General features: G+C 52.7%; 27 protein-coding genes. 11 read left to right on the plus strand and 16 right to left on the minus strand.

What is annotated here, in order from left to right:
- The 3 genes from ABJQ89_RS06180 to rarD all read left to right on the plus strand — a co-directional run.
- A partial coding sequence (locus ABJQ89_RS06180) for an aminomethyltransferase family protein (RefSeq protein WP_348495393.1) occupies window positions 1-890 on the plus strand: 890 nt, incomplete at its 5' end.
- Between the two features lie 95 nt (window positions 891-985).
- Window positions 986-1531 carry a GNAT family N-acetyltransferase gene (locus ABJQ89_RS06185; protein WP_348495394.1) on the plus strand — a complete coding sequence of 182 codons (546 nt, stop codon included), beginning with the start codon at window positions 986-988 and terminating at the stop codon, window positions 1529-1531.
- A 62-nt stretch (window positions 1532-1593) separates the two neighbouring features.
- Entirely contained in the window at window positions 1594-2487 is an 894-nt protein-coding gene (gene rarD / locus ABJQ89_RS06190) for an EamA family transporter RarD (RefSeq protein ID WP_348495395.1), read from the plus strand.
- Here the strand turns inward: rarD and ABJQ89_RS06195 are convergent.
- Window positions 2484-2894 (minus strand): nuclear transport factor 2 family protein, encoded by a 411-nt coding sequence (locus tag ABJQ89_RS06195; protein WP_348495396.1) that lies wholly within the window; start codon window positions 2892-2894, stop codon window positions 2484-2486. The two genes, rarD and ABJQ89_RS06195, sit on opposite strands and share 4 nt — an antisense overlap.
- Before the next feature lie 100 nt (window positions 2895-2994).
- On the opposite strand from ABJQ89_RS06195, the gene ABJQ89_RS06200 reads away from it, so the two are divergent.
- From ABJQ89_RS06200 to ABJQ89_RS06210, 3 genes are all read left to right on the plus strand, one after another.
- Entirely contained in the window at window positions 2995-3645 is a 651-nt protein-coding gene (locus ABJQ89_RS06200; RefSeq protein ID WP_348495397.1) for an RluA family pseudouridine synthase, read from the plus strand.
- 93 nt (window positions 3646-3738) lie between these two features.
- Entirely contained in the window at window positions 3739-4089 is a 351-nt protein-coding gene (locus tag ABJQ89_RS06205) for a YciI family protein (protein WP_348495398.1), read from the plus strand.
- An 18-nt stretch (window positions 4090-4107) separates the two neighbouring features.
- Window positions 4108-5358, plus strand: a complete 1251-nt coding sequence (locus ABJQ89_RS06210) for an RNA polymerase sigma factor (protein ID WP_348495399.1) — start codon at window positions 4108-4110, stop codon at window positions 5356-5358.
- Between the two features lie 59 nt (window positions 5359-5417).
- On the opposite strand, the gene ABJQ89_RS06215 is transcribed toward ABJQ89_RS06210, so the two are convergent.
- Window positions 5418-6842, minus strand: coding sequence for an aldehyde dehydrogenase family protein (locus ABJQ89_RS06215; protein WP_348495400.1), 1425 nt, complete (start codon window positions 6840-6842; stop codon window positions 5418-5420).
- Window positions 6843-7006: 164 nt separating this feature from the next.
- Here ABJQ89_RS06215 and ABJQ89_RS06220 point away from each other — a divergent pair, with 164 nt between their 5' ends.
- The gene (locus ABJQ89_RS06220) at window positions 7007-7660 is read left to right on the plus strand and encodes a peroxiredoxin (RefSeq protein WP_348495401.1); all 654 of its coding nucleotides are present in this window, start codon (window positions 7007-7009) and stop codon (window positions 7658-7660) included.
- A gap of 259 nt (window positions 7661-7919) precedes the next feature.
- Here ABJQ89_RS06220 and aqpZ read toward each other — a convergent pair whose 3' ends face one another.
- The 4 genes from aqpZ to ABJQ89_RS06240 all read right to left on the minus strand — a co-directional run bounded on the left by aqpZ (window position 7920) and on the right by ABJQ89_RS06240 (window position 11627).
- On the minus strand, window positions 7920-8600 hold the full coding sequence (gene aqpZ, locus ABJQ89_RS06225; protein ID WP_348495402.1) for an aquaporin Z: 681 nt from the start codon (window positions 8598-8600) through the stop codon (window positions 7920-7922).
- Window positions 8601-8759: 159 nt separating this feature from the next.
- A complete protein-coding gene (gene pnp, locus ABJQ89_RS06230) occupies window positions 8760-10901 on the minus strand; it encodes a polyribonucleotide nucleotidyltransferase (protein ID WP_348495403.1) in 2142 nt (713 codons plus the stop codon).
- Between the two features lie 172 nt (window positions 10902-11073).
- Window positions 11074-11472, minus strand: coding sequence for a group III truncated hemoglobin (locus tag ABJQ89_RS06235; RefSeq protein ID WP_348495404.1), 399 nt, complete (start codon window positions 11470-11472; stop codon window positions 11074-11076).
- Window positions 11472-11627, minus strand: a complete 156-nt coding sequence (locus tag ABJQ89_RS06240) for a hypothetical protein (RefSeq protein WP_348495405.1) — start codon at window positions 11625-11627, stop codon at window positions 11472-11474. The genes ABJQ89_RS06235 and ABJQ89_RS06240 overlap by 1 nt, the downstream gene beginning before the upstream one ends.
- 81 nt (window positions 11628-11708) lie before the next feature.
- On the opposite strand from ABJQ89_RS06240, the gene ABJQ89_RS06245 reads away from it, so the two are divergent.
- Complete coding sequence (locus ABJQ89_RS06245) at window positions 11709-12152, plus strand: Rrf2 family transcriptional regulator (protein ID WP_348495406.1); 444 nt, start codon at window positions 11709-11711, stop codon at window positions 12150-12152.
- On the opposite strand, the gene ABJQ89_RS06250 is transcribed toward ABJQ89_RS06245, so the two are convergent.
- From ABJQ89_RS06250 to rbfA, 9 genes are all read right to left on the minus strand, one after another.
- A complete protein-coding gene (locus ABJQ89_RS06250; protein ID WP_348495407.1) occupies window positions 12149-12856 on the minus strand; it encodes a polysaccharide deacetylase family protein in 708 nt (235 codons plus the stop codon). The two genes, ABJQ89_RS06245 and ABJQ89_RS06250, sit on opposite strands and share 4 nt — an antisense overlap.
- A 52-nt stretch (window positions 12857-12908) precedes the next feature.
- Entirely contained in the window at window positions 12909-13514 is a 606-nt protein-coding gene (locus ABJQ89_RS06255) for a DUF6434 domain-containing protein (protein ID WP_348495408.1), read from the minus strand.
- A gap of 83 nt (window positions 13515-13597) precedes the next feature.
- Window positions 13598-13867, minus strand: coding sequence for a 30S ribosomal protein S15 (gene rpsO / locus ABJQ89_RS06260; RefSeq protein WP_348495409.1), 270 nt, complete (start codon window positions 13865-13867; stop codon window positions 13598-13600).
- A 146-nt stretch (window positions 13868-14013) separates the two neighbouring features.
- A complete protein-coding gene (locus ABJQ89_RS06265; protein ID WP_348495410.1) occupies window positions 14014-15000 on the minus strand; it encodes a calcium-binding protein in 987 nt (328 codons plus the stop codon).
- Window positions 15001-15075: 75 nt separating this feature from the next.
- Entirely contained in the window at window positions 15076-15360 is a 285-nt protein-coding gene (locus tag ABJQ89_RS06270) for a DUF5665 domain-containing protein (RefSeq protein WP_348495411.1), read from the minus strand.
- Complete coding sequence (locus ABJQ89_RS06275; protein WP_348495412.1) at window positions 15353-15871, minus strand: DUF1643 domain-containing protein; 519 nt, start codon at window positions 15869-15871, stop codon at window positions 15353-15355. Before ABJQ89_RS06275 ends, ABJQ89_RS06270 begins: the two co-directional genes overlap by 8 nt.
- A gap of 39 nt (window positions 15872-15910) precedes the next feature.
- A complete protein-coding gene (truB, locus tag ABJQ89_RS06280) occupies window positions 15911-16828 on the minus strand; it encodes a tRNA pseudouridine(55) synthase TruB (RefSeq protein WP_348495413.1) in 918 nt (305 codons plus the stop codon).
- 58 nt (window positions 16829-16886) lie between these two features.
- Window positions 16887-17621: a phosphodiester glycosidase family protein gene (locus tag ABJQ89_RS06285; protein ID WP_348495414.1), complete on the minus strand. Its 735-nt coding sequence runs from the start codon at window positions 17619-17621 to the stop codon at window positions 16887-16889.
- A complete protein-coding gene (rbfA, locus tag ABJQ89_RS06290; protein WP_348495415.1) occupies window positions 17618-18043 on the minus strand; it encodes a 30S ribosome-binding factor RbfA in 426 nt (141 codons plus the stop codon). Before rbfA ends, ABJQ89_RS06285 begins: the two co-directional genes overlap by 4 nt.
- Before the next feature lie 83 nt (window positions 18044-18126).
- Here rbfA and dapB point away from each other — a divergent pair, with 83 nt between their 5' ends.
- A complete protein-coding gene (dapB, locus tag ABJQ89_RS06295; RefSeq protein WP_348495416.1) occupies window positions 18127-18939 on the plus strand; it encodes a 4-hydroxy-tetrahydrodipicolinate reductase in 813 nt (270 codons plus the stop codon).
- Between the two features lie 16 nt (window positions 18940-18955).
- Here the strand turns inward: dapB and ABJQ89_RS06300 are convergent, their stop codons facing one another.
- Entirely contained in the window at window positions 18956-19144 is a 189-nt protein-coding gene (locus ABJQ89_RS06300; protein ID WP_348495417.1) for a DUF1674 domain-containing protein, read from the minus strand.
- 80 nt (window positions 19145-19224) lie between these two features.
- On the opposite strand from ABJQ89_RS06300, the gene ABJQ89_RS06305 reads away from it, so the two are divergent.
- Together ABJQ89_RS06305 and ABJQ89_RS06310 are read left to right on the plus strand one after the other, a co-directional pair.
- A complete protein-coding gene (locus ABJQ89_RS06305; protein WP_348495418.1) occupies window positions 19225-20496 on the plus strand; it encodes a transcription antitermination factor NusB in 1272 nt (423 codons plus the stop codon).
- 87 nt (window positions 20497-20583) lie between these two features.
- A partial coding sequence (locus ABJQ89_RS06310; RefSeq protein ID WP_348495419.1) for a heparinase II/III family protein occupies window positions 20584-21931 on the plus strand: 1348 nt, incomplete at its 3' end.

Below are 21931 nucleotides of genomic sequence, written 5' to 3' on the forward strand. Positions count from 1 at the left end.
GTAAGATTGTCTATACTCAATTCTTAAATCGCAGCGGTGGGATTGAGGCAGATGTCACAGTAACCCGCATGTCTGAATTCGCCTACTTGGTGGTGACACCAGCCGCGACGCGCCTTGCGGATGAAACTTGGTTGCGCCGTCATCAGGGCAATTTCAATGTGGTCATTACAGACGTCACTGCGGGTGAAGGCGTTTTGGCGGTTATGGGACCAAAGGCGCGGGATTTGCTGCAAGCAGTCTCGCCCAATAATTTCAGTAATGCGGTCAACCCATTCGGCACAGCACAAGAGATTGAGATCGGCATGGGCCTCGCTCGTGCGCATCGCGTGACCTATGTGGGCGAGCTGGGCTGGGAGATTTATGTCTCTTCCGACATGTCAGGCCACGTGTTTGAAACGCTATTTGAAGCGGGTCGTGACATGGATCTGAAGCTGTGTGGCATGCACATGATGGACACCTGCCGCATGGAAAAAGGGTTCCGTCATTTCGGTCATGACATCACGTCAGAAGATCATGTGATGGAAGCGGGACTTGGCTTTGCAGTGAAGAAGGACAAGGCGGATTACATTGGCCGCGAGGCGATCTTGGACAAGCAAGAGAACGGCCTCGAAATGCGCTTGTTGCAGTTCAAGCTGACCGATCCAGAGCCGCTACTCTACCACGCAGAGCCTGTTCTGCGCGATGGGGAGATTGTGAGCTACCTAACTTCTGGCGCATATGGTCACCATCAAGGTGCTGCGATGGGCATGGGGTATATCCCGTGCAAAGGCGAGAAGCTCGCGGATGTATTGAGGTCCACATATGAGATCGATATCGCAGGTCGCCGCGTGAAGGCGGAAGTGTCGTCTAAACCGTTCTATGATCCTAAGTCCGAACGTGTGAAAGTCTGACGATGGGTGCGTGAAACCACGCACCTTACGTAGGGTGTCGTGCTCTTGCGCGCACCCATCGTACGTTGCGGTATGATACATAGGGAGTGCAGGGCATGAAGCTTGATACATCCGTTTCGCTGGCAGATGAGCTTTTGGACCTAAGGCCGATGAAGTCTGAAGACTTTGCCGCGCTTTATCGTGCAGCTTCTGATCCTCTGATCTGGGCAGGTCATCCTGCCAAGAACCGCTTTGAGGAAGACGTGTTTCGCGGGTACTTCGATGGCCTTCTTGAAGCAGGCGGAACCTATGTTGTTCGCTTGAAAGAAACCCAATGTGTCATTGGCTGTTCGCGGTATTACATCGCTGAAGACGCGCCTGCAGACGTTGCTATTGGTTTTACCTTCCTGACGCGGGACCAATGGGGCGGGGAGACCAATTTTCACCTCAAAACGCTGATGTTTGAACATGCTTTCCAAGTGCATGAACGCGTCTGGCTTCATATTGCCCCTGACAATATCCGCTCGCAAAAAGCGGCTGAAAGGCTGGACGCACAGCACATGCCGAATGTCGAAATCACATTGCTTGGACAAAAGTCCAAAAACTTCGCTTACGTGTTCGACAAACAAAACTGGGCAAATTTGAAAGCGGCCCGAACCTGACTTCCCTTGTTGCGTTTTGGGGAGTAGGTCTTTGTCATAGCCAACATAGAAAGTAATGCGCCGTGACCCAACGCCCCAATGAAGACACGCCGCAGGGCCTCGCGTTTGCGATAAGCGCTTATTTTCTCTGGGGCTTCCTGCCGCTTTATATCAAGCTGCTTTCACATATTCCGCCTGTAGAAATCTTGGCGCATAGGGTCATTTGGTCCATTCCAATTGCGGTTGTTGTTTTGTTGATATTGCGTCGAACCAAGGACGTTGTCGCAGCTTTCAAAAACCCTCGCATGCTCGGCATGGCGTGTGTGACGGCTGCGTTGGTTTCGCTGAATTGGGGCATTTATGTTTGGGCCGTGACCGCCGGTTTCGCGATGGAAGCAGCGCTGGGCTATTACATGAACCCGCTCTTCAGTATCGCATTAGGTGCGCTTCTCCTTGGTGAAAAGCTCAGCCGCGCGCAGCTTGTTGCGATAGCGTTGGCTGCAATGGCGGTTGCGGTGCTGGTGATTGACGGCGGTGGACTGCCTTGGGCTGCCTTGGGCATGATGTTGACCTGGGGCTTTTACGCGCTTGCGAAAAAGCAATTGCCGATTGGTCCGAACCAAGGCTTCTTACTTGAGGTGCTGATCCTATTGCCCTTTGCATTGGGATACATCGCGTTTCTCGATGCGGGCGATGCGTCGCATTTTTCCTTTAGCCTGACACGTGACACGTGGTTGTTGCTGGGCTGCGGTGCCATCACGGCTGTGCCATTAATGATCTACGCGAATGGGGCGAAATTGCTGCGTTTGTCGACGATTGGCATTCTGCAGTACATCGCACCCACTATTATTTTTCTTATTGCCGTGTTTATCTTTGACGAACCCTTTGGCCGTGCGCGCGCCATTGCGTTCCCGCTGATCTGGCTGGCGCTTATTGTGTACACGACGTCAATGGTCCGCCAAATGCGCAAGGGTTAGCTAAGCGCGGTCTTGTGTTTGAGAAACGCGGGATCGGCCATGACACGTTTGTTCATTGCATCACGCAAGGCACCTACGCTTTTGTAAGGGCGCATCGCGACTTCAAAAGTTTCGATCAGCCCGTCCTCACCAAGTGTGATCAGATCAACGCCAACGGCATTTAGATCGCCAACCTTACATTCAAACTCAAGGGCCCAATCGTTGCCGTCCCCCATGATGCGGCGGTACTTGAAGTCAGTGAACACATTGCCAACGTGGCCCAACACGGCCGCAACCGCATCACGCCCCGTCCACGTTGCGAAATAGGTTGGCGGCATGAATTTGACCTGATCCGCGAGCAGGGGTGCAATGGCGGTTTCGTCGCCTTTTGCCACCACGTCTTGAATGGCTGTTATTGTTGGATGCATTGATGTCTCTCCCATTTTCAGAAAAGCTTAATGCGCATTGTTTTCTGTGCGAAGGATGACGTTGGGTTGAAAACCAAGCGCGCATCTGAGACGAGGGGCTATGTACAGTGACTATACTCCCCCGCAAGATCCTCTGGATATTTTGCACGACGATCATGAAATTCTGATCGTGAACAAGCCGTCGGGCCTGTTGTCTGTTCCGGGCAAGGGGGAGCATTTGGCCGATTGCCTAATCACACGTGTTCAGGCGGCGTTTCCACAGGCGTTACTCGTGCATCGACTCGATCGTGATACATCAGGTGTGATGATCTTTGCATTGACCCCACATGCACAACGGCATTTGGGTCTTCAATTCGAAAAGCGCATGACAAAGAAAACCTACGTGGCACGCATTTCGGGTAAGTTAGAGCCTAAAACAGGTACTGTTGATCTTCCCATCATCGTGGATTGGGAAAACCGCCCCTTGCAGAAGATATGCCATGACACGGGTCGCGCGGCGCAAACAGATTGGCGTGTGATGCGCTACGGCGATGATGAAACACGTGTACGGCTAATGCCGAAAACGGGTCGTTCTCATCAGCTTCGTGTGCATATGCTGGCGTTAGGGCATCCCATTTTGGGCGACCCATTCTACGCAAAAGGTGCAGCTCTCAGCGATCATCCACGTCTTATGCTGCATTCAGAAGAGTTACGCGTGCGGCACCCGGATGGCGGTGCGACCCACAAATTCCGTGCAAAGTCGCCTTTTTGAAAATTATTTTTTGATGAATGTCCGTTTTGCGTGACGATCTTCGTCTAAGATACACAGACGTGCGGTACGTCTGATTTTAGCGAAGGAAAAAACATGCAATTTATGTGTCTCATTTATTCGGACCCTACTAAAGCACCAACACCTGGTTCCCCTGAGCATGGTGCGATGATGCAAGGTTATGGTGAGTTCGGTCAGTTCGTTCAAGAAACAGGTCGCTTTGTTGCGGGTGATGCGTTGCAAGGCGCCGAAACCGCGACGACGGTTTCTGTGCGCGACGGCAAAACCGAAACGATGGATGGTCCCTTCATGGAAACGAAGGAAGTGTTGGGCGGTTATTATTTGCTCGAATGCGCCGATCTAGATGATGCGATCAAATGCGCGGCGAAAATTCCGACGGCCAGCACCGGACGTATTGAGGTACGCCCAGTGATGATTTTCGATTAACGAACTGGGCCCAAATCCATGCCGTCCCCACTTTCCTCTAAAGATCAGATCGAACGCGTCGTTCGGGAGGAGTGGGGGCGCATCCTGTCAATTATGGTCAAAACGCTTGGTGATTTTCAGCTTGCTGAGGATTGCACGCAGGATGCTTTGATTGCGGCCATGACGCATTGGGATCGCAATGGCTTGCCGCGATCACCTGCTGCTTGGTTATTGCAGGTGGCCCGACGCAAGGCGATTGACCGGCTCAGGCGTGACAAGAGTTTCGCGAACAAAGAGGCAGAGCTGAGCTACCTTTTTGACCTGGAAAACATCCATGCAGATGAAAAGGAGCAAGCAGTGATCCCGGACGAACGTTTGCAAATGATCTTTGTCTGTTGTCATCCCACGCTCGCGGAAAAATCGCGTGTCGCTTTAACGCTGCGTGCGCTGGGTGGATTGAACACAGATCAGATTGCGGCTGCATTTTTGGATAGCCCAGACACGATGCGACGTCGCATTACGCGTGCCAAGCAAAAGATCGCAGGTGCAGGCATCCCTTATAAGGTGCCTGAAACCGAAGATTTGCCTGTTAGGCTCGCCTCGGTTTTGCGCACACTCTATCTGGTGTTTAATGAGGGATATTCAGCAAGTTCGGGGCGTGATCTAACCCGTGTGGATCTGTCGAATGAGGCAATTAGGCTTGCCCGTATCACAGCGCGTTTGATGCCAGAGTCTTGTGAGGTTCAAGGGTTGCTTGCCCTAATGTTGTTGCACGATGCACGCCGACATGCGCGTGTAGGTCCGGAGGGTGAATTGATCGCGTTGGAAAACCAAAATCGCGCCCGCTGGAATGGCGATCAGATCAAAGAAGGCACTGCAATTCTTGAAGCTTGCCTCGTTAAGGGTGAAATTGGTCCGTATCAAATCCAAGCGGCGATAAGCGGTGTTCACGGGGTGAGCGCGGATTGGAGAGATACAGATTGGGCGCAAATCATCGACCTTTATGGCCTGCTTTATCGCTTCGAGCCGACACCGGTTGTGCGCCTAAATCAGGCGGTCGCACTTTGTATGGATGATCGCTTGGAGCCAGCAGAGAAGATATTGAACGCTTTGGCTGAACTTGACGACATGCAAGGGTATCTTCCCTTCCATTTGGCGCGCGCTGAGTTGTTTCAACGAATGCAAAATTCAAACCAAGCACATGATGCATTGAGCCGCGCTTTGGAATGTTCGCAAAATGAGGCGGAAGCAACATTCATCCGAGCGAAGCTCTCTCAGCTTCTCCATTGAAACGAAAAATGCGCCAGAGAGTCTCTGACGCATTCGTTCATAAAGACCGTTTTGGAGCCTTAGCTATTCCAACCGGAAATCGCTTTGATTTCGAGGAACTCCTCAAGACCAAATACACCGCCTTCGCGGCCATTGCCCGACTGCTTATAGCCACCGAATGGTGAACCCTGCGCAAAGCCTTGGCCATTGGTTTCTACCATGCCAGAGCGCAGACGACGGGCAACGCGGCGGCGTTTTTCATCGTCGGGCGTTTGCACGTAGTTGGTCAGGCCGTATGGCGTGTCGTTTGCAATTGCGATGGCTTCTTCTTCGGTATCGAAAGGAATCATAGCGAGAACTGGACCAAAGATTTCTTCCTGCGCAATGCGCATATCATTGGTCGCGTCAGCAAAGACTGTCGGCTTAACATAGTATCCACGGTTCAAACCATCTGGACGACCAAGACCGCCAGCGACCAGCTTCGCTTCACCCATACCTACTTCGATCAGGCCTTGGATTTTGTCGAACTGAACTTTGGAAACAACTGGACCAATGTGCTTGCCCTCTTCGGACGCGGGACCAACATGTGTGTTGTTCGCAGCTTCGGTAACCACCTCAACGGCGCGATCATAGACTGAGCGTTCGACCAACATACGTGTTGGCGCGTTACAAGACTGACCAGAGTTGCGGAAGCAGCGGTCGGCGCCGTATTTCATCGCCTTTTCTCCGGCGTCTGCAAAGACGATGTTCGCGCCTTTACCGCCAAGCTCAAGGCTAACACGTTTCAGCGTGTCTGCTGCGGCTTTGGAAATAAGAATGCCGGCACGGGAAGAACCTGTGAAGCTGACCATGTCCACATCTGGATGAACCGAGAGTTGCGTACCAACACCGACACCATCGCCATTCACCATGTTGAACACGCCTGCGGGGAAGCCCGCTTCATGCATGAACTCAGCAAAGAGAACGCCAGACAGTGGCGCGATTTCAGATGGTTTGAGAACAACCGTGCAGCCCGTCGCAATGGCAGGGATTGCTTTCAGAACGATCTGGTTCATTGGCCAGTTCCAAGGCGTGATGCAAGCTACTACGCCAATTGGTTCTTTCACTGTCATCTCGGTCGCGGTGAATTCAGAGTCGAATTCGAATTCGCGGAATGCGTTGATAAAGCCTTCCAGATGCCAGCTGCCTGCGCCTGTCTGGTTGACACGGCTCATGCTGATTGGCGCACCCATTTCTACGGACATAGCCTGCGCCATTTCTTCGGCGCGCGCATTGTAGATTTCGAGCAGTTTTTCGAACAGCGCAAGGCGCTCTTCTTTTGAGGTTTGTGACCAGCTTTCAAAGGCTGATTTAGCAGCGGCTACCGCGGCATCTGTATCAGCTTGGTCACCAAGAGAAATAACTGCGCATGTCTCTTCGGTTGATGGATCGATCACATCAAAATCGTGTGCAGCAGCTGGGTCGACCCAAGCGCCATTGATATAAAATTGACGGTGTTCAAGCATTGAAGGTCTCCCTGGAAAACAATATTTGCGAAGGGGCTGCCTCGCGTTTCAGCGGTACTCTGTCACTCCGATAAGGGCGGCGCAATAGAGGGGATGCGCTTCACAATAGATGCGCGTAAGTTACCATAAGTCACTTTGAATAAGACAACTGAAAGGACACCGACATGGGTCTTCGTATTAACGACACTGTTCCAAATTTTACTGCTGAAACAGATCAGGGCACGATTCAATTCCATGATTGGATCGGTGACAGCTGGGCGATTCTGTTTTCGCACCCGAAGGATTTCACCCCTGTTTGCACAACCGAATTTGGTGCTGTTGCACAGTTGGCTGATGAGTGGGATGCACGTGGCGCCAAGGTTATTGGTGTGTCTGTAGATGGCGTTGAAGACCACAAGAAATGGAAGGGCGATATCAAAACTGTTGCTGGCAAAGCAGCTGGTTTCCCGATCATCGCGGATGAAGGCCTTGCCGTTTCAAAAGCGTTCGACATGCTGCCAGCGGAAGCCTATTTGCCAGATGGCCGTACGCCAGCAGATAGCGCGACAGTGCGTTCAGTCTTTATCATTGGACCTGACAAGCAACTGAAGCTGTCTATGACGTATCCGATGACGGTTGGCCGTAACTTTGCTGAAATCTTGCGTGCGCTTGATGCGCTTCAAACTGCAGGCAAGCATAGTGTTGCGACACCTGCCAACTGGACGCTTGGTGAAGATGTGATCATTCCAGCGACAGTGTCTAACGAGGATGCTGCGGCAAAGTTCGGCGAGTTCGACACTGTCCTGCCATATCTGCGCAAAGCTAAGCTTCCGAGCTAATTTGGGCTAAGCCAAACAAAACAAAAGCCCGGTGCATGCACCGGGCTTTTCTACTCTTTACCATGTGTAGTTATGGTCTCTTTAAGAGCCGTTCTCAAAACTCTCTCAGAGATATTTAGGCCCCCACCACGAGGGAAGTTGTGGCAGGGGCCATGGTACTATCCGTGAGTGAAGGCACCATTCTTATGTTGTCTTTTTGCCTTTTCAGAGCAGTAAAAAAACGGGGAAAAGGAATGTGCTCTGCCCCGTATGGAATACCTTACTCCGCGTCGAGCAGTCCTGATTTGAACAGCACGCCAGCTGCGATTGCGCCGATGATTGGAGCAACGATAAACAGCCAAAGCTGTGCAAGTGCCGTACCACCCGCAAAGAGTGCAGGCCCAATCGAACGCGCTGGGTTTACAGAAACGCCCGTTACGTTGATCCCGACAAGGTGGATCACCACCAGTGCAAGACCGATCGCGAGACCAGCCATTGCAGATGGAGCACCTGCGCCAGTGGAACCGAGAATGACGACCATGAACAAGAACGTTGCGACGACTTCAAAGACAAACGCAGCGCCCATCGTATATTCGCCAAGATAACCTGCGCCCCAGCCATTTTGACCAAGACCGTTGGCTGCGACAGAGTAGTCTGCTTTGCCAGATGCGATTATCATCAAGACAAACGCGCCCGCGATGGCACCCGCGACTTGAGCGATCATGTAGGGAATTGCATCTGAAATGCTCATGCGACCAGAAGCGACAACGCCCAAAGTTACGGCAGGGTTAATATGGCAACCAGATACGGAGCCGATGCCGTATGCCATGCCGATCAGCGCAAGGCCGAATGCGAAACTAATACCTGTCAGGCCAATATCACTGCCTGCAATTACCGCAGCGCCGCAACCAAACAGAACGAGTGTGAATGTGCCGATAAATTCGGCCAATGGTTTTTTCATGGGATGTCCCTCCTCAATGTTGTGAGGGCATCCTTAGGGCGTGAGGCACAAAAATAACGGGGAATAGTCGTGAGTTACACGTCAAAGTCCGTGCGCGTACTCAACGAAAAAGGCCTCGATGTTTCCACCGAGGCCTTTCAAATTCATCTTCAAAAAAGATTAGTCTTCAGACTTTTCTTTTTTCTCAGCGACGACTTCTTCGCCAGTCTCCTGATCAACAACTTTCATGGACAGGCGGACCTTGCCACGATCGTCGAAACCAAGAAGCTTAACCTTAACGTCCTGACCTTCTTTAAGAACGTCGGACGGGTGGTTCAGGCGACGGTTCTCGATTTGAGAAACGTGCACCAGACCATCGCGTTTGCCGAAGAAGTTCACGAAGGCGCCGAAATCAACGATTTTCACAACTTTACCGTCGTAGACTTTGCCTTCTTCAGGCTCAGCAACGATGGAGTAGATCATGTCGTAAGCTTTCTTGATGGATTCACCGTTTGGCGAAGCAATCTTGATGATGCCTTCGTCATTGATATCCACTTTCGCGCCAGAGACTTCAACGATCTCGCGGATGACTTTACCGCCAGAACCGATGACTTCACGGATCTTGTCTGTTGGAACCTGCATTGTTTCGATGCGTGGAGCGTGCACAGAGAATTCCTGCGCGCCATCAATGGCTTTGCCCATTTCACCGAGGATATGCATGCGGCCGTCTTTGGCTTGATCCAGAGCTTTTTCCATGATGTCAGGCGTGATGCCTGCAATCTTGATGTCCATCTGAAGGGATGTGATGCCGTTTTCGGTACCCGCCACTTTGAAGTCCATATCGCCAAGGTGGTCTTCATCGCCAAGGATGTCAGACAGGATCGCGTAGGAACCGTCTTCTTCCATGATGAGACCCATCGCAACACCAGCAACTGCTGATTTGAGCGGAACACCCGCGTCCATCATGGACAGGGAGCCACCACAAACAGACGCCATAGAGGACGAGCCGTTTGATTCTGTGATCTCGGATACAACGCGAACTGTGTATGGGAAATCAGTTGCCGCAGGCAGAACCGCCTGAAGCGCACGCCAAGCCAACTTGCCGTGACCGATTTCGCGGCGGCCGGGAGGGCCCACGCGACCAGCTTCACCCACAGAATAGGGAGGGAAGTTGTAGTGCAGCAGGAAGTTGGATTTGAAGTTGCCGTGCAGGGAGTCGATGAACTGTTCATCATCGCCAGTGCCGAGCGTCGTCACAACAAGACCTTGTGTTTCACCGCGCGTGAACAGAGCAGAACCGTGTGTACGTGGCAGAAGACCTGTTTCAGACACGATCGGACGGATCGTTGTCGTGTCACGGCCATCGATACGCTTGCCTGTTTTCACAACGTCGCCGCGAAGGATACCTGCTTCGAGGCCCTTCATTGCAGAACCGAGGTTCGCATCAGCAAGTTGCTCTTCAGTGAGCGCGTCTTGGATGACAGTCCGCGCCGCAGCAACGGCCGCTGTGCGTTCTTGCTTGTCCGTGATCGCGAAAGCAGCGCGCATATCTTTTTCGCCAGCAGCTGCAACAGCGGCGGACAATTCAGAATAATCTGTTGGCGCGAAGTCGAATGGCTCTTTCGCGCAATCTTCTGCCAAGTCGATGATCAGATCGATCACAGGCTGGAAGGACTGGTGCGCGAAGTTTACGGCGCCAAGCATTTCTGCTTCGGACAGCTCGTATGCTTCGGATTCAACCATCATCACGGCGTCTTTTGTGCCGGCAACAACCAGATCGAGGCGCTGTTCAGGGTTCAAACGCAGGTCCTGCATGTCGTCCACAGATGGATTCAAGGTGTATTCACCGTCGACGAAACCGACGCGCGCACAACCGATTGGGCCCATGAAGGGCGCGCCAGAGATTGTCAAAGCAGCGGATGCCGCGATCATTGCAACGACGTCTGGGTCGTTTTCAAGATCGTGGGACAGAACTGTACACATCACCAAAACTTCGTTTTTGAAGCCAGGGACGAACAATGGGCGGATCGGACGGTCGATCAAACGCGCTGTCAGTGTTTCTTTTTCGCTAGGACGTGCTTCGCGTTTGAAGAAACCACCGGGAACTTTACCCGCAGCGTAGTATTTTTCTTGGTAGTGCACGGTCAAAGGAAAGAAATCCTGACCCGGCTTTTGTTTCTTGGCGAATGTGACAGCGGCCATAACCGATGTTTCACCAAGTGTGGCGATGACACAGCCATCTGCCTGACGAGCAACCTTGCCCGTTTCAAGAGTAAGCGTATCGTCGCCCCACTCCATCGATTTCGATGTTACGTTAAACATATATCGTTTCCTAGTTGGAAGCACTCCCGGCCCTCCGGGTCTTCCGTTCAAATAGTGGCCCCATTGCCACCGGCCTTTTGCATCGTTTTGTGTGCCAAGGCCAAAGCATCACGTCTCAGATAGCGCGCGCATATAGTATTTTAAGGGGTTTGGGAAGCGTTTCCTTTGCGGCCTAGCTAAACAAGGGTGGTCCGGCATTCCCGTCTTTTGTGGAGGTCAGGCCCATGCTCAAACCGCGCCCGATACGATGCGCCAAAGCGGACCAGGCTTTGGCAATGTCATCGTCCAATTCCTGATCTAGGACTTGATCGAACAACGCGAGCCATGGTTCGAAATGTTCAGCGTGAACATTTCCCGTTGATTGATGCACTTGCATCGGATTTCCCGAGTAACTGCGTTCCAGCAGTATTGCGTTGCGCCAGAACGCTGCGATTTTTGCCTCATGATTTGGCCAATCTTGCACGTGTTTTGCAAAGATCGGCCCGAGTGTCTTTTCATCGCGGACTTTGGCGTAGAACTTTTCAACGACGGTATCGATCTGCTCAGGGCTAATTGGAAATCGTGCCAGCATTAAACGGCGATGACCCAAACGAAAACCAAAGCAAGGACTAGGTAGATCAAGGTGTTGATCATCCAGCGAATGAGACCAGCATCGGACGATGGGTCGATACCCAACTTTTCGCAGACTTTTGTTCCGGGCCAAAGAACCATTTCAGCAATGTTCATGACGATGCTCCTTATTGCGCATTTTGCATGCGTAATTATTTAGTCGTTTTAATTGCGCATTTCAAATGCTAATTATGTCGCATGCAGTTAGACAAATATTCAGACTACGCGCTACGTATCTTGATTGCGCTCGCGGCTCATGCGCCTGACAAACTGCCGACTGTGCGGATCGCGGCGATGTATGGGATTTCAAACAACCATCTTTCGAAAATCGCGACAGAGCTTGCGCGCAACGGTTTCATCCAATCCGAACGAGGGCGGGCAGGGGGGTTAACACTCGCAATGCCCGCGGCCGACATCTCTATCGGTGGAGTGCTGCGATCGTTGAAACGTGATGTTTCTGTTGCGGAATGCTTCGGGTCGAAATCAAATTGCGCAATTGTTCCGGCGTGTGGCTTGCGAAGCCCCTTGGTCGAAGCGCAGGATGCATTTTTCGCAGTTTTGGACGGCTACAAGTTGGCGGATGTAACGCGATCAAATGATATGTTGAAAGCTCTGCTTTCTGCATCAAACGAAATCGACTAGGGGGCTCGTCTCTCCAAAAGCTGGGAGATCGTGACAAATCTGAAGCCTTGCTCCTTGAGTGCTTTGATTGCCAAAGGCAGGACTGCGCGCGACATCCCTCCTGAATTATACATAACATGAAACAAAACGATGGAGCCGGGCTTCGCCTCATTCGCAATACGATTTGCGATTTCTTCAACTGAACCGTTCCATTTTTCTGGTGCGATATCCCACATGATCGAGGCGCGATCATGCTCGGCAAGGTAGCGCGGCAAATTTACAAGTTTCTTCCCATAAGGCGGACGAAAGTGGAGTGGTTCCGTGTACCCCGTTGCCCGAATGGCCGCGTCGGTATTCTCAATTTCCTGCGCAATGCGATCCATCGACATCAAGACCATGCGCGGATGCGTGAAGGAATGATTTGCAATTTCGTACCCGCGCGCGGCGATGTCTTGGGTTAATTCGGGGTGATCACGAACAGCTTGGCCCACTAAGAAGAACGTGGCTGTCACATCTTCCTTGTCGAGTAGTTCAAGAACAGGCGCGAGGTATTTGGGGCCCGGCCCGTCATCAAAGGTTAAGGCAATAATAGGTTCGTTCGTTTCAACACGCGTGATCACGTCGCCAAACAGTTGGAAGCTAGTTGATCTGCTAACTTGCCAAAGGCCAAACATGATCGCCAGACAGAGCAGTAAAGTGAAAGAAATGAACTTAAGGCGTTTCATCGATCGAATACTTCAAAGAAAAAATTATGGTCAAAGAATACATCACCTTCGGTTAAGTTAGGTTTAAGTCAGTCGGATGATAAACATGTCGTCCTGTTTTCGAAGGCCGCGCAATTTTTAGCGCCCAGACTCGCCTGACGTCGTTCATGCCAAGATCTGGATTATCCTGCAAAAAGTCGCGTGTGTATTGATTGAATTGATTGTGCGGTTCGATTTTGCTTTGAAAATTGGGGTCAGCCTGACGCTGTTTCATCGCTCTATATTCTGCGCAAGCGTCCGCCAGTGTTTTGCCTTCATTCGCCTTAAACCAAGCCATGAACTCGATATTGAACTTGAAGTTTGCTCCTAGCTCAGACGTGAAAAATCGGCGGACGTTTTGCGTGCTCTTGTAACTGTTGGTGATAATTGTTTCGGGCGATAGCACTTCTGCGTGCCAGTCGAATTTTGATGTTTTCGCCTTCGGTCTCTGTGAAGATTGCTCGATCTGGCCAGTGTCTAAAAACAAGGCGAGCCTTTCCAGAATTTCGAATTTTGCACCGCTCACTTTTAGTCCTCGTCGCTTTGCTTCAGAGGCAAGTTCAGTCTTGAGCCAGTACCATTGTTTTAGCTCGCTGCCTGAACAAATGGTTTCAATTTTCGGCTTTTCAGGAATGGGCATACGGAGAGCTTAACAAGCCCCACAAAAGAAAACACCCGCCTTTTGAAGGGCGGGTGCTTCTAATTTCAAAATGTAAGGGGCGCTTAGCGGCGCAGGCCCAAACGTTTGATCAGGTCTTGGTAACGTGCTTCATCTTTAGCACGTGTGTAGTCCAGCAGTTTACGGCGCAGAGCGACCATTTTCAGCAGACCACGGCGACCGTGGTTATCTTTTTTGTGCGTTTTGAAGTGCTCTGTCAGCGTCGCGATGCGGGAGGACAGGATAGCAACTTGAACTTCTGGTGAACCTGTGTCGCCTTCTTTGGTGGCGAATTCTTTCATCAGACGTGCTTTTTCTTCTGGCGTAATCGACATCGGGGTCTCCTTTAAGAGATAAGAGTGAATGGCGCAGGCCGGGATATCGTCCAGCAAGGCCCATGGAGAATCGCCCTACAACATGTAGGGATGGGAGCGTTTAGGTCAGATTTCGTAGAAAAGAAAGCAAAAAAGCCTGCGAAGCGTTATGAACGCGCAATTAGGCTAATATCAGCTTGGGTTGGCACATCGCCCGTTATATGCGCAACGGTTTCGCCATCTGCGTGAATGATCCAACGTCCGGCGGCGTCCGGGTTTTCTGAAATATCAATTTCAGGGATCTCTTCGTCGCCATCATAAAGCACAACGAGCGTATCTAGCCCGCTTTCAAAGTCCCAAATCTGAGCGTGTCTAGGCATGTCTTCGCTGAGAATAGTGGTGTCTGCTCCATCACCACCCGACACTTGATCACCTGCGCCTGCAAGAATGGTATCATCACCATCGCCGCCGTTCAGAAAATCTGCACTTTGTTCGCCGTCCTCAATGCCGTTAAGGATATCGCTGCCAGCGCCAGCCATCAGTAAATCCTGACCTGAGCCGCCATCTAGCGTATCAGCGCCCTCATTCGCGACGAGTGTGTCGTTGCCTTCGTCGCCCCAAAGCGCATCATTGCCTTCGCCGCCGACTAGGTTGTCGTCACCCGTACCGCCGATCAGATGATCTGCACCGATGTTTCCAAAAAGAGTATCAGCGCCGCTCTGACCATTCAAAAGATCATCGCCCTGTTCGCCATGAAGTTCGTCTAGACCTTCGTTGCCTGACAGGTCATCGGCGCCTTCGTTACCATGCAAGACGTCGTTGCCGTCGCCGCCGTCGATAGTGTCGTCGCCATCGCGCGCTAGAACAAAATCATCACCGTTTTGCGCCTCAATCTCATCAGAGCCAGTGCTCCCGATCAGAAGATCGTCGGATTGGGTGACTTCATTTTCAAGCGTTTGCTTAATACCGTCTTCGTCGATGAAAGACAGGAAATCGGTATCCGGCAGTACATCGTCCTCTTCGACGGATTCGCCTGAACCATCGACCTCATCAAACGTGTTGGTATCGTCGCTTTCGTCTGAACCGCTTGTTGGCTCAACCAACATAAAGGAGCCAAGCGCGACCATCCCTAAGAGCCCTGCTAAAATCAGCATTGTCTACCTCAAAACCATCCAATCTTTACATTGGCTGATCTCTTAGTTCCAATCAAACTCAATTAGATCTGATGGTTAACGCTCTCTTGGTAAGCTGCCTGGGATTTCAATCCAATCAATGAGCTGTTTGGCGAAGTCCCCAATGATGGGAATAAACTCGAATTGGGATAACCACCACACGAGAAGAGACACCAAAATTGACGCGCCAAGGACAGAGCCCAACCCGAAGGCCAACCCACGGGTGAATTGGAAAAGAACAAGCCGCCACAACGAGTTGTGTACGCGAATGAAGCGGTGTTTGTTGAGGGTCTCCAGCTCTGAAGTCAACTTGTCCAATCTATCTTGAGTGTCGTCATTCATCGGAATTGTCCCAGAGCTGTGGTTGCTGTGTATAAGCGATATAAAGCGGGTGCTTTGGATGTCCTGCCTTTGATAAACCAAGGTGAAACAAAGGTTTACCCACACTTTTCAAAAGCACTTTGACAGCAGCGCCGCGGTCTCGATGCGCGCCATGTGTACCCCAAGCGGCAATAATTTGATCTGCCGCTTGGCTGGCCTCAAGGATCGCCTCGTCATTTGTCGGGCCAATAGGGTCTGATGCCGCCTTCATCGCGCGAGGGTCGGTATCGCGCCAAGCAAAAATATTCGTCACAGTAAAGCTGCCAAAGCCAAGCGCTCGCGCGCGACGTTCGCACCGCTCAACGGTTGGATCGTTTTGAACTTCTGTTGCGGTCGACGGGTTCAACATAACAAAATGAACCCGTTTACCGTTGTCATCCCAAACACGGGTTAATGAATAACGATATCGCTCGCATTCAGAATAGACTGCGGTTGAGGGCGCATCGCCTTTGGTGTGGGTGCGGGTGATCATGTGATCGTTATGCCCGAATCGCGAATGTGTGCAAACCGCTTAAGATTGGGGACGAACAAAGACACGGGACGGGTGTAGTTCGCCTGCTTTGTAGACTCCCACGGCGACCGCCTCGCCGTTGAGTGAAGCCCAAGCTTCATCGCCGTATTCGATATCACCAGCAGCGAAAACCATACCCGGATTGCCATTTCGCAACTTGGCTGCGCCATCTTCCGAACATTTCAGTTCGACAAGATCATCAAGCCCAATTTCCAAAGGCTGGATGAAGGCATCAAGTTCAGGCGTGCGCGCGAGTTCGTTGACTTGTTCAAGCGAGACGCCGTTCTCAGCCTCAAACGGACCCGACCAAATACGACGCAGTTTGAGAACATGGCCATAACATCCCAAAGCCGCGCCGAGATCGCGCGCGATAGAGCGAACATAACCGCCCTTGCCGCACGTCATCTCCAGTTCGACATGATCGTCGTCGATACGATCGATCAGCAGCAGTTCTTCGACCCAAAGGGGACGCGCTGCAAGTTCAACATCTTCGCCATCGCGCGCAAGCTTGTAGGCGCGTTGGCCATCGATCTTTACTGCAGAAAACTTGGGTGGCACTTGTTCAATATCGCCTAGAAAGCCCTGCAAAGCCTCGGCAATTTGCGTATCCTCGGGGCGCGCATCGCTTTCTTGAATGACTTCACCTTCGGCATCATCGGTGTTGGTCGCTTGGCCCAATCGCACGGTAAAGCGATAGGCTTTCAGTGCGTCGGTGATGTAGGGAACGGTTTTTGTTGCTTCGCCCAAGGCCACAGCCAAAACGCCAGTCGCTTCTGGATCAAGCGTGCCGGCATGGCCCGCCTTTTTGGCGTCCAAGGCCCATTTCACCTTGTTGACGACGGCTGTCGAGGTGATGCCTGCAGGCTTGTCGACAACCAGCCAACCAGAAATATCACGACCTTTGCGTTTGCGTGCCATGGGTCCGTCCCTCAAATGTTTGAAAGCGCCGCGTAGCGAATTGGGGCGAAGCCGTCAATTACTCGCGTGAGATAACCGTGCCCACGATAGGGCCCATGCGCCAACCCGCGCCAGAGGAACCGATTTCAGGCGCATAGAGCCGCGAAATATTCCCATCGAAATAAAGGGCATTGGGTGTCTTTAGCTCATCTTTGAAGAAAGAGCCGAATTCATGGAAGGTCACGGAATTGCGCGAGATGACGAACGTTGCTGTGCGACCATCCGCACTGACACCAACACCATTGCGAATGTATTTCGATGTGCTGTCGATCAAAAAGCGCGGGTGCAGGGCGCCATCAATGACCAACATCGGGCCGGATTGGCTCGCGAAAGAGCAATTCGGTGTATTCTTTGCAAAGGCACGAGATTCCACAACATGCGCGCGCCGCTCGCCGATACAAAAAACGCCGTTGGGAAGCAGTCCAAAATTTCCGGGGCCGTCGGACGTGATGAGGCGTTGTTCTTGCGTTTGGCCTTCAAGGTAAAGTCCTACAGGTGCGCGATCATCATGATACATGCCTGCGTTCATGCCGAACTCAAGCTTTTTACCTTCTGCTCGGAGATCGGAATCGACTGAAGAAAAATGACCGTGTTTTTCGCCGTTGGTGTCGTTCAGAAACAGGCGCAGATCTTCGGTGGTCAGATCAACCTCGCAAAGCGCAAAGCGATTGCCCTCATATCGAACATCGCTGCATTCAGCGGTCAGCGCAGGGCCAGCCAGAACGAGTAGCAATGCCGACAGCCGCCAGATCATTCTGCGCCTTCTCCGTCCTCGTCTGCAACCGCTTCAATATCGCGGCGCACATCTTCTTGGGACAGCAAACGACGGGTTTCATCCATGCGATCAAACGTTTCATCAAGACGGAACCGCAGATCGGGGGAGTGTTTCAGCGCGAGCTTCTTGTTGATCAGATGGCGCAACTCACCCTTGTTCTTAGCCAAAAGCGCGACAACATCGCCCTTGTCTGAGCCACCGAGGGGCAGCGCATAAACAGTCGCGACGCGTAGGTCGGGGGTCACGCGGACCTCGCCAACGGTGACTGACAAACGGTTTAGGTCAGGGTCATGTACCTCACCGCGCTGGAGCAACTCAGACAGCGCGCGACGTATCAATTCGCCAACTCGAAGTTGACGCTGGGAAGGGCCGGAGCCACTGGAGAAAGATTTCTTAGCCATATCCCCCATCTAAGCACTATCGCGGGCTTTGCCAAGCTGCGCGGCGCAGGGTAAGGAAGACGAAAGAAACGAAGGATATTTCGATGACCGATACAGTAGGGATTGTGGTGACCGGCGCATCTGGCCGCATGGGTCAAATGTTGATCCAAACCATTCAAGAAAACCCAGCAACCCATCTTGCTGGCGCGTTGGAGCGTCCGGGCCATGACTGGGTGGGCAGCGATATCGGTGCAAAGATGGGCGGCGCTGAGATTGGTGTAGTGGTTAGCGATAACCCTGCTGAGGCCTTTACCAAAGCGCAAGCTGTTGTTGATTTCACAGCGCCTGCCGCAACTATTGCCTTTGCTGAAATGGCGGCTGATGCGGGTATTGTGCATATCATCGGAACGACCGGATTTGCCGATAGCGATTTGGAGGCGATTAAAGCGTCATCGCAAAAGACGACGATCATGCGCGCTGGTAATATGTCGCTTGGCGTGAATCTGCTGACACAACTCACAAAGAAGGTCGCAGCAGCGTTGGACGAAGATTTCGACATCGAAGTGATCGAAGGCCATCACAACATGAAAGTTGATGCACCCTCTGGCACGGCGCTGATGTTGGGCGAAGCTGCCGCCGAAGGGCGCGGCGTTGCGCTCAAGGAAGTGCGTGACAGTGGGCGCGATGGAATCACGGGTGCACGTAAACGTGGCGATATTGGCTTCACGGCTATTCGCGGCGGTGACATCGTTGGCGAGCATGATGTCATGTTCGCCGCTGCTGGCGAACGTATTATTCTGCGCCACCTCGCGACTGATCGCCGTGTGTTTGCACGCGGTGCGATCAAAGCGGCGATTTGGGGTCAGGATCAGGCACCGGGCGAATACGATATGCTCGACGTACTTGGCCTAAAATAACTCTCGAGCGTCGCAGTTAAAAATCGACTGCGATGCCTTTTCTTTCCCAATCGCCGAAGCGAACAGGCTCTGGCCCATTGCGACCACCAAGTTCCGTCGCAAGCTCTAGATCTTTCGCTGCCTTGCGACGCTCTTCCGCTTCGGCAAGCGCGCGTTTCGCGGCGTCAGTCAGGTTGTTTTGACGGTTTTCTTTGGCGCTGCTCATCGGGCGCTCCTTTCCTTGGCGTGTGACCCTTGATATACGCCGTCCGTTACGAACAGCAAGTATCGCAAAGGGCGACATGAATGGCAGACAACGGTGTAGCAGCACGGCGCGCGGCAGCAGGATTGCTGGGGCAGGTGCTCGGGGAACAGCAAATGCTTTCGGAAGCGTTGGGTGCGCCCTTTGTTCAAAAACTGCCGTTTGATGAGCGCGCGCGGGCGCAACGTCTTGCGACTGAAACGCTCCGTTCGCTGGAACGTGTTGATCGTGTGCTGAAACCGTTTTTGCGGAAAAGCCCGCCATTGGCGGTAAATAACGTATTGCGCATAGCTACTTACGAACTTTGCACCGGCGGTGCAGCGCATGGTGTTGTGAATGATGCAGTCAGCAGCGTGGGCGCGAATAAGCGTACAGCGCAGCTCAAAGGGTTGACCAATGCAGTTCTGCGGAAGGTTGTAGAGAAAGGCCCAACAGAGTGGGCAAAGCTACGCGTACCGCGCTTGCCCAAATGGCTGCGTGGCCCGCTGGTAAATGCATATGGCAGCGAGAGCATCGGTGCGATTGAGCGCATTCATTTTGCAGGTGCGCCGCTGGATTTGACGGCCAAGGGTGAGAGCGCTGCATTGGCAAAGGCTGTTGGTGGGACGTTGCTCGACACAGGTTCCGTGCGAATCAGTGACGCTGTGCAGGTGTCCGCATTGGCGGGATATGAAGAGGGCGATTGGTGGGTGCAAGATGCTGCGGCCGCTTTGCCTGTCGAAATCCTTGCGCCAAAGGCCAGTGAAAAGATCATCGATCTTTGCTGTGCGCCGGGCGGTAAGACGATGCAAATTGCAGCAAGCGGTGCGAGCGTTACGGCTGTTGATACATCAGAGCGCCGAATGCAGCGTGTTCGCGAAAACTTGGAACGCTCCAAGCTGAACGCGGAACTGGTTGTTGGCGATGCTTTGGACACAAGCGGTCAATATGATGCGGTCCTGCTCGATGCGCCATGTTCTGCTACCGGAACGATTCGACGTCACCCTGATTTGCCACTGGTCAAAGATGGCTCCGAATTTGGTGAACTAATCGAGCTACAAGCGCGTATGTTGTCCCATGCGATAACCTTGTTAAAGCCCGGTGGGCGTTTGGTATTTTGCACCTGTTCGCTACTGCCCGACGAAGGAGAATGCCAAGTCGAAGACTTGTTGGATATGCATCCGGAACTGGAAATCGACCGCGATGCTTTGAAAGTTGCAGGGATAGACGCAGATTGGATCACTGAAGAGGGTGGCTTGCGCCTGAGGCCTGACTATTGGGCCGAGATCGGCGGAATGGATGGATTTTACATCGCATTGCTTCGCAAACCTGTTTAGCGCGCTTTTTCTGCGGTGACTTTGTGCCATTTAGGGGGTAAGCTTCCCTAAAGAAAACGCGCCACAAGAGCGTATAAGGCAGAGCAGATGTCTAGAGCTAACAAATGGTCGGCGCGGATTAACCGTGCCATGCATGGCGTTCACGCACGCCTTGTCACGCGCCAAACGGCAGCGACTGGCTTTGTGTCGCAACCTGAACCCCGCACTATCGGTAGCTTTGCCAAAGGTCGGCAATTGTCGGCTGGAAATATTCTTTTTGCGGGACACTTGTTCGAAGCACCTTCCGAGAGCCTGTGGAAAATTCCGCCGCCCGATCCAGTCTTTGCAGATGAAGCGCATGGATTCAGCTGGCTTGATGATTTGGCAGCTGTCGGTGATTCCTCAGCGCGGGAAACGGCAGAGATGTGGGTTTGGGATTGGATCGACACCTACGGGCGCGGCAAAGGGCCGGGTTGGGTGCCGGGGCTAACAGGTCGCCGTTTGATCCGCTGGATCAATCACGCACTGTTTTTGTTGCGTGGACAGGACAGTGACGCCTCAAAGGTGTTTTATCGCTCATTGACCCAACAAACGAAGTTTTTATCGCGTCGTTGGCACAAAACTGAACCCGGTTTGGCGCGGTTTGAGGCGCTGACGGGGATGATTTACGCAGGCCTATCGCTTAGCGGTATGGAGGCACATGTTACGCCAGCGGTCAAAGCCTTGGCCCGTGCCTGCGACGAGCAAATCGATGCAGAGGGTGGTCTGCCGACGCGCAATCCCGAAGAATTGCTTGAGGTCTTTACGCTTATCACTTGGGCGGCGGTCAGTTTGCGAGAAGCGGGCATTGTACCGCCTGCTGATCATCTCGCTGCGATCGAACGCATCGCCCCGGCCCTGCGCACGCTGCGCCATGCTGACGGCGGGCTCGCACGCTTTCATGGCGGCGGGCGCGGTATCGATGGACGTTTGGATCAAGCGCTTCAGAATTCCGAAGTGCGGCGCAGCCAATCTGACGGATTGTCGATGGGCTATGCGCGTTTGTCCGGTGGTCGAACGAGCCTGTTGATTGATGCGAGCGCCCCGCCAAAAGGGGATGCATCGCACAACGCCCATGCGTCGACCCTTGCGTTTGAGATGACGTCAGGACGCCGTCCTTTGATCGTGAATTGTGGATCGGGCAAAGTGTTTGGCGAAGAGTGGCGCCGCGCGGGACGTGCGACGCAATCTCATTCTGTCTTATCGATAGATGGCTATTCCAGCGCGCGCTTCGCGGCAGTGGGCAGTAGTAAACGCAAACAAGAATTGCTGGTCGACTCACCTAAACATGTTCCTGTCCAAGTAAGCCAAGCGCCAGATGGCATGCGCATTCAGGCGGGGCACGATGGGTATGACACGACACATGGCCTGACACATGCGCGCACATTGGAGCTAACTTTCGATGGTCGTGGGCTTG

Origin of the sequence: Planktotalea sp., from assembly GCF_039984035.1 — a bacterium.
Lineage (GTDB): Bacteria > Pseudomonadota > Alphaproteobacteria > Rhodobacterales > Rhodobacteraceae > Planktotalea.